This window comes from Methanophagales archaeon, from assembly GCA_021159465.1.
Lineage (GTDB): Archaea > Halobacteriota > Syntropharchaeia > Alkanophagales > Methanospirareceae > G60ANME1.
Genome location: JAGGRR010000168.1, coordinates 1 through 13,376, shown reverse-complemented (window position 1 = coordinate 13,376; position 13,376 = coordinate 1). Strand labels below are relative to the sequence as shown.

At 45.4% G+C, this 13,376-nt stretch carries 14 protein-coding genes and 1 tRNA gene; 7 read left to right on the top strand and 8 right to left on the bottom strand.

Annotation, left to right across the window (positions count from 1 at the left end):
- Positions 1 to 33: 33 nt before the first annotated feature.
- From J7J01_07445 to J7J01_07430, 4 genes are all read right to left on the bottom strand, one after another.
- The gene (locus tag J7J01_07445) at positions 34 to 528 is read right to left on the bottom strand and encodes a hypothetical protein (GenBank protein ID MCD6210705.1); all 495 of its coding nucleotides are present in this window, start codon (positions 526 to 528) and stop codon (positions 34 to 36) included.
- Positions 525 to 1,274: a DUF169 domain-containing protein gene (locus J7J01_07440; protein ID MCD6210704.1), complete on the bottom strand. Its 750-nt coding sequence runs from the start codon at positions 1,272 to 1,274 to the stop codon at positions 525 to 527. Before J7J01_07440 ends, J7J01_07445 begins: the two co-directional genes overlap by 4 nt.
- Before the next feature lie 158 nt (positions 1,275 to 1,432).
- A complete protein-coding gene (locus J7J01_07435) occupies positions 1,433 to 2,353 on the bottom strand; it encodes a 2-phospho-L-lactate transferase (protein ID MCD6210703.1) in 921 nt (306 codons plus the stop codon).
- Positions 2,354 to 2,380: 27 nt separating this feature from the next.
- Positions 2,381 to 3,250: a deoxyribonuclease IV gene (locus J7J01_07430; protein MCD6210702.1), complete on the bottom strand. Its 870-nt coding sequence runs from the start codon at positions 3,248 to 3,250 to the stop codon at positions 2,381 to 2,383.
- Positions 3,251 to 3,284: 34 nt separating this feature from the next.
- On the opposite strand from J7J01_07430, the gene J7J01_07425 reads away from it, so the two are divergent.
- Both J7J01_07425 and J7J01_07420 read left to right on the top strand, forming a co-directional pair.
- On the top strand, positions 3,285 to 3,875 hold the full coding sequence (locus J7J01_07425; GenBank protein ID MCD6210701.1) for a TIGR00296 family protein: 591 nt from the start codon (positions 3,285 to 3,287) through the stop codon (positions 3,873 to 3,875).
- A 9-nt stretch (positions 3,876 to 3,884) separates the two neighbouring features.
- Complete coding sequence (locus J7J01_07420; GenBank protein MCD6210700.1) at positions 3,885 to 4,097, top strand: 4Fe-4S binding protein; 213 nt, start codon at positions 3,885 to 3,887, stop codon at positions 4,095 to 4,097.
- Between the two features lie 11 nt (positions 4,098 to 4,108).
- On the opposite strand, the gene hemB is transcribed toward J7J01_07420, so the two are convergent.
- Together hemB and J7J01_07410 are read right to left on the bottom strand one after the other, a co-directional pair.
- On the bottom strand, positions 4,109 to 5,071 hold the full coding sequence (hemB, locus tag J7J01_07415; GenBank protein MCD6210699.1) for a porphobilinogen synthase: 963 nt from the start codon (positions 5,069 to 5,071) through the stop codon (positions 4,109 to 4,111).
- A gap of 102 nt (positions 5,072 to 5,173) precedes the next feature.
- Positions 5,174 to 5,329, bottom strand: a complete 156-nt coding sequence (locus J7J01_07410; protein ID MCD6210698.1) for a hypothetical protein — start codon at positions 5,327 to 5,329, stop codon at positions 5,174 to 5,176.
- Positions 5,330 to 6,497: 1,168 nt separating this feature from the next.
- Here J7J01_07410 and J7J01_07405 point away from each other — a divergent pair.
- The 3 genes from J7J01_07405 (at position 6,498) to tsaA (ending at position 9,346) form a co-directional block, all read left to right on the top strand.
- Positions 6,498 to 7,625 carry a Coenzyme F420 hydrogenase/dehydrogenase, beta subunit C-terminal domain gene (locus J7J01_07405; protein ID MCD6210697.1) on the top strand — a complete coding sequence of 376 codons (1,128 nt, stop codon included), beginning with the start codon at positions 6,498 to 6,500 and terminating at the stop codon, positions 7,623 to 7,625.
- Positions 7,626 to 7,927: 302 nt separating this feature from the next.
- Positions 7,928 to 8,791 (top strand): sulfite exporter TauE/SafE family protein, encoded by an 864-nt coding sequence (locus J7J01_07400; protein MCD6210696.1) that lies wholly within the window; start codon positions 7,928 to 7,930, stop codon positions 8,789 to 8,791.
- A gap of 90 nt (positions 8,792 to 8,881) precedes the next feature.
- The gene (tsaA, locus tag J7J01_07395; protein ID MCD6210695.1) at positions 8,882 to 9,346 is read left to right on the top strand and encodes a tRNA (N6-threonylcarbamoyladenosine(37)-N6)-methyltransferase TrmO; all 465 of its coding nucleotides are present in this window, start codon (positions 8,882 to 8,884) and stop codon (positions 9,344 to 9,346) included.
- Here the strand turns inward: tsaA and J7J01_07390 are convergent.
- The gene (locus J7J01_07390) at positions 9,324 to 10,007 is read right to left on the bottom strand and encodes a hypothetical protein (GenBank protein MCD6210694.1); all 684 of its coding nucleotides are present in this window, start codon (positions 10,005 to 10,007) and stop codon (positions 9,324 to 9,326) included. The two genes, tsaA and J7J01_07390, sit on opposite strands and share 23 nt — an antisense overlap.
- Before the next feature lie 64 nt (positions 10,008 to 10,071).
- On the opposite strand from J7J01_07390, the gene J7J01_07385 reads away from it, so the two are divergent.
- Positions 10,072 to 11,259: an acyl-CoA/acyl-ACP dehydrogenase gene (locus J7J01_07385; protein MCD6210693.1), complete on the top strand. Its 1,188-nt coding sequence runs from the start codon at positions 10,072 to 10,074 to the stop codon at positions 11,257 to 11,259.
- A 2-nt stretch (positions 11,260 to 11,261) separates the two neighbouring features.
- Here the strand turns inward: J7J01_07385 and J7J01_07380 are convergent, their stop codons facing one another.
- Positions 11,262 to 13,142, bottom strand: a complete 1,881-nt coding sequence (locus J7J01_07380) for a threonine--tRNA ligase (GenBank protein ID MCD6210692.1) — start codon at positions 13,140 to 13,142, stop codon at positions 11,262 to 11,264.
- A gap of 87 nt (positions 13,143 to 13,229) precedes the next feature.
- On the opposite strand from J7J01_07380, the gene J7J01_07375 reads away from it, so the two are divergent.
- Positions 13,230 to 13,301, top strand: a tRNA-Arg gene (locus J7J01_07375).
- Positions 13,302 to 13,376: the final 75 nt, after the last annotated feature.

The window sequence follows — 13,376 nt, the reverse complement described above, 5'->3', positions numbered from 1 at the left end:
GAGATACTTCCGAATAACCTCAGTCCATCTCATTTATCTATCCCATACTTCGCTCCTCTCTCTTCTCTCCTCTGGGTTCCCTTCATTCAAGAGATTGATAAGCTTCACTTGTTTCTTGAATCGTTCGATAGCTCCTATGGGGCTATTATACAGATAAGATGTAGGTGCGTCAGTGCCGATAATTTTTTTCTCCTCATCAACTCCCTTCTCCATCAATGAGCTAAGAGCCTCGCCGCAAAGATGACCCCGTGATTCCACTGTGCAGAGAACTATATGTTGAATATTCGGATTTGCAACAGCATTCGCAATTATTTTCTCGATGCCGGTGTTTTCAGTCTGTAAAGTTACTGTTAATGCAGCATCCGTTTCAATTGAAATCCTTACAATGTTCGTGATTCGTTGTGGTATTTTGAAGTCAAAGGTGTTCAGAATGGCTACAGCAGCTAACGGGGAAAAATCGTTGCTACGCAAATATCTTCCCTCCTCCGGTGGATAGCCCTCTGGTGGTTTTACTTTCGACAACTTCATCTTTTACCTCCAAGTCTCGCTTTCACATAGCCTATCTTCGGCAGGTTCTCCAGCACTTCCCCAAGCATCTCCGCCGGTAAGCCCACCAATACAGCTTCATCAAGGTATTCGCACCCAACCTCACGAGCGACTATTCTTGCGAACTCGCAGGCTATTGTGAGGTTAAGCTCACCAGATAGATGTGGTCTTACAGTGGCACAGGCGCAGACCTGCCTCGGAGGAGAAATCCAGTTCTCGGTTCTTCCGCCAACGTCGTATAGGGTGGCATGGATGAGTTCAAAAGCCCTCCGCGGTATCGCTTCGATGAGAATGACATCGGGTTCTACGGGCGTTTTTGCTAACGGAGCTAAGAGCGTGGCATATATGCTCCCGGGCTTCAGGTTGAGTGAAGCATCCACAAACCTCCAGGCGACTCTACGGCTGCTACAAGACGCTTTGCTCACGTAGAATTCCCCGCTTTCCTCATCCCCTGGAATTTCGCATAGACCTAAAGCGGAAGCACCTCGCTTACACTCGTGCACAGCCTCTCTTGCATAGAATACATTACCGAGCATCGCATATTTTACCATTGCGCAGTAGAACATCGGTTTTTCAAGCTCTTTCACACCCTCTGGAATCGGTTCCTTATGCATGATCAGTCTAACAGCCACAGGTGGATACTTCAAGTCCAGAATACTCATCAGTTTCTCCTGCGCTTCTGAGTAATCCCTGCTTTCATAATCCACATTCTCTCTTTTTTCTTCCATTTTTCTTCCTTCCCCCCTAAATCGGTAGCCTTAATCACAATCACTGATATTTCAAATATATTTGAAATACTATAAAAAGGTTTATGGTTGTCGTAGCACTAACCCCCTACCTGAATCACCTACAATCCTGCATTGTCTCCATATTGGGGGTCTAAACGCTAACCATGGGTGCGTAAATAATCAAGGAGAAACAACCCCAATTGCTTACTATCTTCATCGTTTCTTATCATTATGTCCGTCTTTAGCACTTCTACACCTTCAGCCTCAGTCCCTATCTGGCATCTATCGCTCTTATCTATCACCAGTACATCCAGGAAATCCTTATAGCAGTTGTAAACCCCGGAAGCTGATACTTCAAACCCCTTTGCATGCATGAACTTACCTGCAGGTCCACTTACAGGCTTATCCCCTACTATTGGCGATATCGCCACCACCCTCTTACGCTTCAATAAATCCTTCATGCCTGCCAGACTCAATATAGGACCTATACTTGTTATCGGGTTACTGGGTCCTATAAGTACCACCGACTCCTGCATCAGTGCATTTATAACTGCTTTTGTAGGTTTTGCTTTCTCTATACCATCAAATTGAACATCCAGCACCTCAGGTTCGCCTTTACGTGCGATCCAGAACTCTTGGAAATGGAGCTTACCCGCTCGCGTGATTATCATGGTGCTTACCGCATCTTCAGTCATCGGCAGTATCTCAGCAGTGATACCGAATTTAGTGGCGAGTTCCGCCGTAGCTTCCGTGAGGCTCATACCGCGATTCAACAGTTCAGTCCTGAGTATATGTGTTGCTCTATCTCTATCACCGATCATCATCTGCTCCTCATGACCCAGTCCCTCCAGAGTTGTATGGGTATAAAAGCTGTCATTCGCAATTCCCCACCATCTATCCTTATCAATTATCCCCGCCAGGGTATAAATCACAGAATCTACATCCGGGCATACTAAATTGCCAGACACTGTTATATCCTCTGCTGTATTCACTATCACCTTCAATTGCGCTTCTCCAAATACCTGTTTCAAACCCACCAGCAGCTTTGGCGTGCCTGTACCACCCGAGAGGACAATCATCGCATTTATTATATTTGTGTTTATTCTTTATTGCTCATTGCTCACACTTGCAAGTTCCCTTACTTTTGCTATGTTCTCGATGTCACCTCTCCTCGCATCAACAGGCGTTTCGAGAATCATTGGCAGCTTCTTTATATGCTCCTCTGATAGAATCACGCGGAAGCCATCTTCACCGATATATCCGAGCCCGATGTGCTCATGCCTGTCCAATCGTGAGTTAAGACCACCTTTTGAATCATTCAGATGGATGAGCCTGAGATGTTCAAGCCCGATAACGGCATTGAAATGCTGAATTACTGTTTTCAAACTCTTTTCTGTCCTCAGTTCGTAGCCAGCAGCGAAAGCGTGGCAGGTATCGAAACAGATGCCAATACGGTCACGATGCTCAATTCGCTCAATTATATGCTGAATGTCCTCGAACGTACTACCCATGCTGTTCTTTGTACCCGCGGTATTCTCCAGCAGTAACATCACTCCATTATCCACCTCATTGAATGCTGTGTTTATCGCGTTCACTACCCTTTCATAACCTTTCGCTTTACCATAACCGCGATGACTACCCAGATGTGTAACGAGATAGGGGATTTGTAGCGAATTACATCGTTTCAGCTCTTCTATAAGGGATGCGATAGAGCGATTATAGACTTTATCATCCGGTGCAGCGAGGTTTGGAAGGTATGGCATGTGAGCCACAGCTGGAGATATACCCGAAAGTTCAACCTTCTTAATAAACTCCCTTATTTCTGTATCCATAAGCCCTTTATACCGCCACCCGCGTGGATTTCGTGAGAATATCTGGAATGTATCACATCCCTTCTCCACAGCACGATCCACCGCTTTATCTATCGAACCTGCAATTGAGACATGAACGCCTATCCGTATAATCACATCATGCATTATTATTGTGATAGACGATGTATTTTTAATAAAGATGAATAGAAATCATGAAGGGCATGATATGTTAACAGAAGCGGAGGGTATAGAGGGTCTAAAGCTTGCGAGGGCAGCGATAGAAGCTTATTTAAGCGAAGGTGTGAAGATAGAGGCGTGGGAGGAGTTACCCGCGGTATTTCATGATAAGCGAGGTGTATTCGTCACGTTGAACAAACATGGTACGCTGCGGGGCTGTATAGGTTATCCGTATCCTGTGTTCAAACTGAAGGATGCAATTATAGATGCTGCGATTTCCGCTGCTGTAAATGACCCCAGATTCCCACCGGTAACGAAGGAGGAGTTAGGAGATATAACAATCGAGCTGACGGTATTGACAACTCCGAGGGTGTTGAAAGTGAAGCCAAAGGACCTGCCCAAACATATAGTGGTGGGTAAGCATGGGTTGATAATAAAGAGAGGCATACACCAGGGGCTATTGCTACCTCAGGTTGCTACTGAATATAACTGGACAGCGGAGGAGTTTTTATGTGAGACATGCTGGAAAGCAGGCTTACCACAGGATGCATGGCTGGAGGAAGGTACCGAAGTGAGCGTATTTGAAGGTCAGATATTTAAAGAGGAGGAGTGATGGATATAAATGGAACGGGATAACAAAAAGGTGAAGATTGATATAGACCGGTATCGTTGTGGGTACTGTGGCGCCTGTGCAACGGTCTGCCCCACGGAAGCAATAAATTTGGTGGGCATGTGGGTAGAGATAAGGGAGGAGGAGTGTGTAGCCTGTAAAGCCTGTGTTAATATCTGCCCGATAGGGGCACTGGCACTGACAGAGGCACAGGTGAACCTATAAATTTTATAACCTTATAAGAGCTTTGCGGCTTCTTTTGCGTAATATGTGATTATCAGGTCAGCACCCGCTCTCTTTATCGCTGTTAATCCCTCCATCATCACCTCGTTCTTCTTCAAGTAGCCCTTCTCCGATGCCGCCATCATCATTGTGTATTCACCACTGACATTATATGCAGCCAGCGGCACATTGTCGAATCGAGTGCGCACCCGTGAGATGATATCGAGATAGAATAGCGCTGGCTTCACCATTACGATGTCTGCACCCTCATTTATATCGAGTTCTACCTCATGGAGCGCTTCACGCGCATTGGCGCATTCCATCTGATAGCTGCTACGATCACCGAACTTATAGCCCGAATCCGCAGCCTCACGAAATGGACCATAGAGTGCAGAATTGTATTTCGCTGCATAGGACATGATCGCAGTATCAATAAAGCCTTTTTCATCGAGCGCTTTCCTTATCGCCATTACCATACCGTCCATCATCCCGGAAGGCGCAACGATGTCGGCGCCTGCCTCCGCCTGGCTTACTGCTATTCTGCCCAGTACCTCCAGTGTCGGGTCATTCTTCACCTTACCATTCTCTACCAGACCGCAATGTCCATGCGTGGTATACTCACAGAGGCATAAATCTGTTATGATGACCACATCGTCACCCACTTCTGCCCTTATTTGCCTCACTGCACGCTGGATCACTCCGTTCTTGTTATATGATTCACTCCCGACCTCGTCCTTCTTCGCCGGTATTCCGAACAGGAGAACGGATTTTATACCCAGCGAGCGAGCTACCGCAACCTCATTCACTGACTCCTCTATCGAGAACCTATACTGTCCGGGCATGGATTCTATTGGCTTCTTACCACTGGCTATATTATCATCAATGAACAGTGGTAAGATCAGCTCATCCTTACTGAGCCGTGTCTCTTTTATCAGTTTCAAGCTTCTTAAACGCCTCATTCTTAGCTCTGGGAACATGGACATAATTACCACCTTCGACATTATTCTTATAGTTTGTAGTTATAAGTTATAGATTATAGATTGCTGTGTCGCAAGCAAGAAAGATTAACCAAGGAACTATTATTTTAGCTTTATAGCAGGTATCCAGTCATAATAAACTCTTCCATTTGCATCCCCAAATGAAGAGCAGTTTATCCAGCCATTTGGTGTGAGTAAGGATATATTATGATGAATCCGTGGATAAGAGCCTGTTATTAATGCGAATTTATACTCCACATCTGCATACAACTTAAAAGGTTCATTGAAAGAAAGATTATGCCAATCTCATCCAGCCACCCACCTAAACTCTAATAGCCTGCCTCCTTCACATTCACCCAGACATCAATCGCGAGATAGTTGTACTTTCCATCACCGTCTGTATCAATGCCATAATCTGTATAGACATTCGTAAAAGAGATGGTGGTAGCGTCTGAAGTGATATTTAACCACGTGGCGGTTTGAGAATTATAAATCTACCCTTTATTTCGGGATAATAATAGTTTTGTGTCCCGCGATCGTAAGGGGGTATTGCATATTTATATTTGGATACGTTGTCTTTGGCGGTAGGATGTTACTTTCCATAGATTTTGGTGTTTCATCTTCAACTCAGCCAAAAAGTGCAAGAATAACGAGCAGTAGCACTGTGATTCCTATCACGATTTTGTTTTTCATAAAACTCCATAGTTAATTCACAGAGGAGGGATATATATTTTTTCTGTTTTATTCAGCAGTTCCGAACGTCCCTGCTTCCAAAAATAGTTATAACGATTATTGGCCCTCCAAAAATAGCTGAGGAAAGCAATGCTATTTTTTCGATGCTTTCCTAACTATTGCGTAGTAATGGTGGCGTAATAAGGATACCCGAGGGTGCAACACTCACTATAGGATACAATAGCCGTAATAGTTTATGCCACAACGTCGACAGCGAATTCCCCAGAAGCAGCGGTGTCGAAACTCAAGCGAAAGATGCCCAATGCTGCGATACCTTCTGCGGACACGGTGTTGAATTACATATACGAAAATGACGAGTTACAACGAGTATAGAGTCATAGAACTCTGCTGTCAGTTAGCCGCCTCCTAAGTCTGATCCGTCCTTGACGGTAGTATTTCGCGAGCATCAATAGCGTGAGCTATCGGCATTTTAAACGTTTTCCATGCGTCAATAGGGATAAAATCATACTTCTTATGTCATTTTGGTATACGAGGTGAAACCAGCACCTTCCTGGCTCTACCCTCTTTCAAATTCAATGCGTAATTGTCCCTTTTATCTCCTAAATCTTTTTATAGGTAGCCCGCTAACATGTTTGTTAAAGAGGCAATGTGCGCTCGGAAATCCATAGTTTCGGAAGTACTGGTTACACAAAAAGCTTAATATACAATATAGAGATAGAGAATAAGGAAGAGTATGAAAAGTAAGGGTAACATAACGGATTTAGAGGCGGAAGTGATATATAACGGATTGTGCTGCTATTGCGGGACTTGTGGTGCGTTCTGTAAGGAGTATATAACATTCGAGCATGAGCTACCGATAACGAAGAAGAAGTGTTATGAAATCTGTGGTGCATGCTATGATCTCTGTCCGCGTACGAGTTTTGCTCCTTATGCGGTTGAGAGAGCGATATTTGGCGATATAAGGGCTGACAATCTGTTAGGCTATTACAGAGGTGCTATATATACAGCGAGAGCAAAAGAAGGAGATATAAGAGACAAAGGTCAGGATGGGGGATTCGTTTCTGCATTGCTCGCTTACCTGCTCGCAAAGGGTGATATTGATGCTGCAGTAGTAACAAAAGCGACCGGCGAGTGGGAGCCAGAGCCTTTTGTAGCGACGAAGCGGGAGGAGGTAATAGCAGCAGCGGGTTCGAAATATACTCAGTGCCCGGCAGTGCAGGGCGTTGGCGATGCTATCGAAGCAAATTATAAGAATATCGCATTCGTTGGTCTGCCATGCCATATACAGGGTATGAGGAAAGCCCAGTTATCAAAGCTGTTTGATGTCCACGCAGATAGGGTGAAGTTGCTCATCGGGCTTTTCTGCACCGAGACGTTTGATACCGCAAAGCTCAGGAACAAGCTTAAGGGGCTGGGTGTGAACGATCTAAGGGATGTAGAGAAGTTCAATATAAAGAAAGGCAGCTTCATTATTCAGATGAAATCGGACGAGGTACTGAAGACACCCATAAGAAAGATGCGAGATTGTGTCCGCGAGGCATGTAACTACTGCTATGACTTCGCTGCTGAGTTCGCTGATATCTCCGTCGGCTCGATTGGCTCAGAACCAGGGTGGTCAACGGTGATACTGAGGAGCGAATCGGGACTGGAACTGGTGAATAGAGCAGAGGAAGAAGGATTGATAGATCTGAAGGAGCTAACAGAATCGAGAATAGAGGAAGTAAGGAACCTGGCATTATATAAGAAGCGTGAGAATCTGAAGAACATCCTCGCCAGGCTCGAACCCATAAGAGTATTGAATATGGAGTTGGAACCCGAAATGCTAAAGAAGTTTCTATTGTTGGAACACCCATCCCGCTGAATCATCGGGAACAATCAGATGAAAAACTAAGAAGTCCTTTGGACTTAATCTTTAAGGGGAGGTGGCGAAGGATAATTAATGTTTACTTAGAGGGTTTGTATATACGAACACGAGTTCGAATCAATAAAAAATACCGGGGTTAGGCGAGATTTGCCTGGCGGGTATGATTATGATGATACAATCTCTGATAGAAGCCATCATAGAGATTATTGGAATCATATTGGCTATCTTCATCCCTGTTTTTGCTTTTACCATTAATATCATGGAAATAGAATAGTCTTCTCTATACTATATGGGCAGGTATGGAACTTTTAATAGCAATAGTGGTTCTGGTGTTGACAGGAGCAGGGGTTGGTTTTGTCAGTGGACTCCTTGGCATTGGCGGGAGTTCAATTATGGTTCCCATCACATTCTTTGTATTCACTGCACTTGGTGTTCCGGGCGAGGTCTCTATAAAGCTTGCATTTGGCTCTAACCTGCTTGTTGTCTTCCCAACGGCAGTTAGTGGTGTGAGTGCCCATATGAGAAAGCGTTCAGTATGGTGGAAGCCGGGATTGATAATGGGTATCCCGGGCGCGATTGGTTCTGTTACTGGTGCGATCTTCACCCTGCGATTCCTGAACGAGTCTATTTTGAGGCTTGTGTTCGGGCTTGTTATTGCAATCGCTGCCGTCCGGATGCTAATATGCAAAATTCCCGTTACCGATACTGATGGCGGAGTACCTGAAAGTAAAATGTTAGTGCTGATCCCTTCTGGTTTTGCAATAGGTATCATATGTGGCATGCTGGGACTTGGTGGTGGGATTATCATAGTACCGGTGCTCATGCTGGTGTCGAAGTACGAGATGCGTTATGCGATTGGGACCTCACTCTTAATAATGACTTTTATCAGTTTCGCTGGTGCCTTCGCGTATCTAATAAGTGGTCTTTCAGTACCTGATCTCCCACCTTTCTCCATCGGGTATGTTAACCTCGCTGCATGGGCTTGCCTGGCAATGACAAGCATTCCAATAGCTTATATAGGTGCAATAACCGCGCACAAACTCCCGGCAACCTGGCTGAGGTACATATTTATCTCTATCATGTTCTATATTGCACTTAAGATGATAGGTCCCTATTTCCTGCTTGCGACAATTTTCGAGCGTTATCTTTTATTGATTTCCTAACTTCCCATTTGGGAATATTTAAGTATTGTGCTGCACCTTTATTATGCAGGGGTTATACGGCTTTCTAACGCATTTAAGGAGGGGATAAAGATGGAAGAAAAACAAAATAAGATGACTTTGACCCCTATTGGCGTTATTCACAGTCCGTATAAGAGTTTAAGGGACTGTCCACGCCAGGTAAGCAAATCAGAAGTGGTAGCAGTGATAGAAGTCTTTGAGCAGTATGCAGGTGGACTGAAGGATATTGAAGGTTTCTCCCATATCATCCTTCTCTACTGGCTCCACAAATCACATGGCTATTCCCTGCTCGTAAGAACACCCTGGGATACCGAATTACATGGCTTATTCACTACAAGATCGCCAAATAGACCGAATCCAATAGGAATATCGGTTGTGAAGCTGATAGAGAGGCGCGGAAATATACTGCGGGTCAAAGGTATAGATGTCATTGATGGTACTCCCCTGATAGATATAAAGCCCTATGTACCTGAATTTAATTTTAATGATAGGGATGAGAAGCGGATTGGTTGGCTTACAGACAAGATAAAGAGATGAGTTTTAATTCATACCGCATATCTACAGGGTTATAAGCAAGAACACCTTCTACTATAATCTTGTCAGCCTTCTCTAATTCAGGTTCAGGTAATTGATCTGCTACTACCCGCATCTGATATTTATACCCCGTACTCGCTTTCGCTTTATCACTACAGAGATAAAATATGCGCCTGTAAACCTTACAGATGTAGCCCACAACCCGTATCCGCCTGCCTTCATAGTTAGCTGGATACTCTGCTATCTCTGCAACGAAATGTGCAACATTATCATCGCTATTGCCCGAGTTTATCTTCTTAATACCCCTTTTTGATGTTACTATCTCGTATTTCCCCCTGTATTGTTGTACCCTACCCTCTAATTCGATCTCATCGCCATAGTGGAGCTGGAGTTTTAAATCGCCATCTTTATCGCAGGAACTGGTACTCACAAATACTGGCAGTTCGGTACCATTATCCATTATGTTTAATAGCATGTTCCCATCTGATAGGTTCAGGAGATCAGTAACAAGCCCCTTTGTCTTTATTAATTCATTCTCATGGCTATGGTTACGGCTTGCAATCGTATCCAGAGGGACATAGGGCGGTTTCACAATCCATGATGTGCAGTACAGGAGGCAGATACCGAATAACGAGATGATTATCACGAATTTACCCAGCTCCATAATCGGGGATAAAATATCTATTGTAAATATACCTATACCTATACGTACAATAAATAAAGGAGTTATGGAAGAAAAAGAAGAAATTCTCTTCTCCACGGACGAGAACAGATTTAGAGCAGCATTACAGGATTTTTTACACCGCATGAATGCGAAAGAACTGGAAAGAGAGATATACGAGCGTGATTCCTATCCAAGAGCGTTATATAAGAGACTTGGAGAAGCGGGCTTCCTGGCACAGGTATTGCCGCCAGAATATGGAGGAAGAGGGAGTCTTACCTGTGAAGCGATACTGACAGAAGAGCTTGGTGCTGCCTGTGTGCCACTCGCATGGATACATTCTACCTCTTCTTATGTCTATGCTACGATCTCAAGGTTCGGAACCGAGGAGCAGAAGGAGAGGTTCCTGGGTCCGATGCGCATGGGTATGAAAACGGGCGCTATCGCAATAACCGAGCCTGACGCAGGCAGTGATGTGATGCGCATCAGAACGCGGGCAGAGTTGAAGGGTGATGGGTATGAGATAAAGGGCGAGAAGAGGAATATAACAAACGGCAGTAAAGCTGATGTACTCCTGGTATGGGCAATAACAGATCCGCAGGTAGAGCCAGCAAGGGGTATGAGTGCATTCATCGTGGAACCATGCGAGAGGAAGGGGTTTGAAGTGATCGAGGATTATAAGTTGCTGGGAGGTTTTCCCGGTACTGTGAACTCCCATATCCAGTTTGATGGCTTAAGCGTTCCGAGAGAGAACCTGCTCGGTAAAGTGAACGAGGGTGTGCGTATATTGTTCGATGAACTTGCTATTGAAAGAGTGCTGTATGCCGCAATGCTTGTGGGCGAGGCGAGACCGGTGGTTGAACTCGCGGCAGACTATTCTATGGAACGAGAGCAATTTGGAACTCCAATAAGCCGATTTGAAGCTGTGAGTTTTAAGCTCGCGGATATGGTGACGAAGCTGGAAGCAGCGAGATTGATGGTCTATCATACTACGAGACTGATAGATGCCGGTTATACCGCGGAGAAGGAATCAGCGATGTCAAAACTGCTCGCTTCCGAGGCATTTTTCGAGTCTGCACATAACACACTACAGATACTGGGTGGCAGAGGGTTGTCGGAGTACCCTGCAGAATGGGCATTTAGGATGGCACGGTTGTCTATGATACCTGCGGGTACAAATGAGATAATGCGGTACATTGTGCAGCGAGAAATATATAAAGCTAAAGCTAAAGCGCGTAAGAGAAGGAGGTCTTAACCTTAACCCACAAATCGTACTCGCTCTGATAATCTAAGCGGTAGTGGCAATTTCCGATATGGTCTGCCCTTTATACCCTCAGCTATCCTCCGCCTCAATTCCTCCACAGCCATCTCCTCCACCTGCTGCGTCGCCCTGATATTGACATTCACCGTCCCTCGCTCCACCTCACGGTCACCAATCACGCCCACATAGGGTATCCATTCGCGACCCGCATCCCGTATCTTCTTCGATACCGTCTCCTCACGGTCGTCCACATCCACCCGTATGCCATCCAGAGCAGGTAAGATAGCTCTGATGTACTCATGATGCCGCTCAGCAACCGGTATCAGTCGCAATTGTGTAGGTGAGAGCCACAGCGGTAGCATCGGTGGCGTTCCTCTCTCCTTATCCATATACGCCTTCTCCAACAACGCATACATACATCGCTCAATTGCACCGCTCGGCGAGCAGTGGAGTATGATAGGCTCTTTCTCTTCACCACGCGCATCAATATATCTTATGCCGTACCGTGCAGCATTTTCAACATCTATCTGCACAGTGGAGAGCGCTGATGCTTTGCCCAGTGCATCCACGAAATTGAACTCGAACTTGAGCACGAAATAGAAGAAACGCTGGTCCCACAGCTCTATCAGTACAGGCTTACCCGCTATCCTCACCAGCTCCTTTATGAAATCGCGGTGTGCCTCATAGAAATCCCGCGTGAATCTTATCGCCACTTCGTAATCCCTGGTTGAGAATCCAATATCTGCGAGTACACGCATACATACTTCATACTGCTGCTTGAACTCCTCCAGCGCCTCGCTCATATCGCGGCATAGTGTATGCATATCGGGCATTGTGAACTTCCGCAGGCGACGTAAACCAACAAGTTCGCCCCTTTTCTCCTTCCTGAATGAATAAGCAAGTTCAAATAACTTCAATGGCAGACTTTTGTATGATATACTCATATCTTTACTCATAAGGAACTGTCCGAAGCAAGCGGAGAAGCGTAAGAATAAATCAGGCTTATTATCTTTACCCAATATTGAGTACTGCCTCGCCGGGAACCTATCAATGTAGTCCTTCAGCGATGGATGCTTCACACTGTACATCAGAGGTGTCTCCACCTCGGCAGCACCATATCCCGTGACGGCTTCCCTGACATAGTCCTCTATCAGCTTCTTTATCAATTCGCCCCGGGGGTAAAATCGCATATTCCCGGGGTCTGAAGAGGGTTCGTAATCTGCTATCTCCAGCCGTTTCATCAGTTCCACATGTGGCGGTATCTTGTCCACCTCTCTCCGCTTCTCACTCTCGTACAGGAAGAACTTCTTCAGTTTCTCATCCGCATCACCAAATTTGAAATTCGATGGCGCTATGAGCTCTCCTCGTTCATCCATGAAGAAGAAATCAGATTCCGCTTTTTCCTCCGCCTCCAACGCCTTTGACGCTCTCTTTTCCTCTTCTCCTACCTTTATCTTACGTGATAACTCTGATAGGGGATGCCCCTTACAACGGATTGTGAAAGCTTTATACCATCCAAAAGGCGCTCTTTTCACTTCCATACCCCGTGCACGTAACTGTTCTTCCATTGCCTTCAGTATCTCCATGCTTATCTCAGGCGAAGCCAGTTCCGAGCTCAGGTGTGCATAGGGATAAAGAACTATCCTTTCCGCACCGACCTTCTTCGCAACCGATATAACCTCCTCTGTCGCCTTCTCCACCACATACTCGCTGTTACTGTTATACTCATCTCCATCCCCACGTTCCACAGCGATGAAAACGACAAGAGCTTCTTCCACTCGCACCCGCGCACTTCTGTTCTCTATCTCCTCTGCTACTCTTGTCTTATCCCTCGCTTCATATTCTATAAAATCCGAATGTATGAACAGCAGTTGCAAATTTTCTCAGCTCCTATCCACTGATAATAATGCATGAACATGAATACATGAATAATATCTTTTATCTTTCTATTTATTATCAGCCCAGCCCCAGTGTGGTAATGGATATCCCGTGGGCCTGCGGAGCCCATGATCCGGGTTCGATTCCCGGCTGGGGCATCAAGCTTCAGGCATCGAGTATCAAGCATCAAGATGAGCTGGGCAATATGGATAACAGGTTTACCGGGTAGTGGT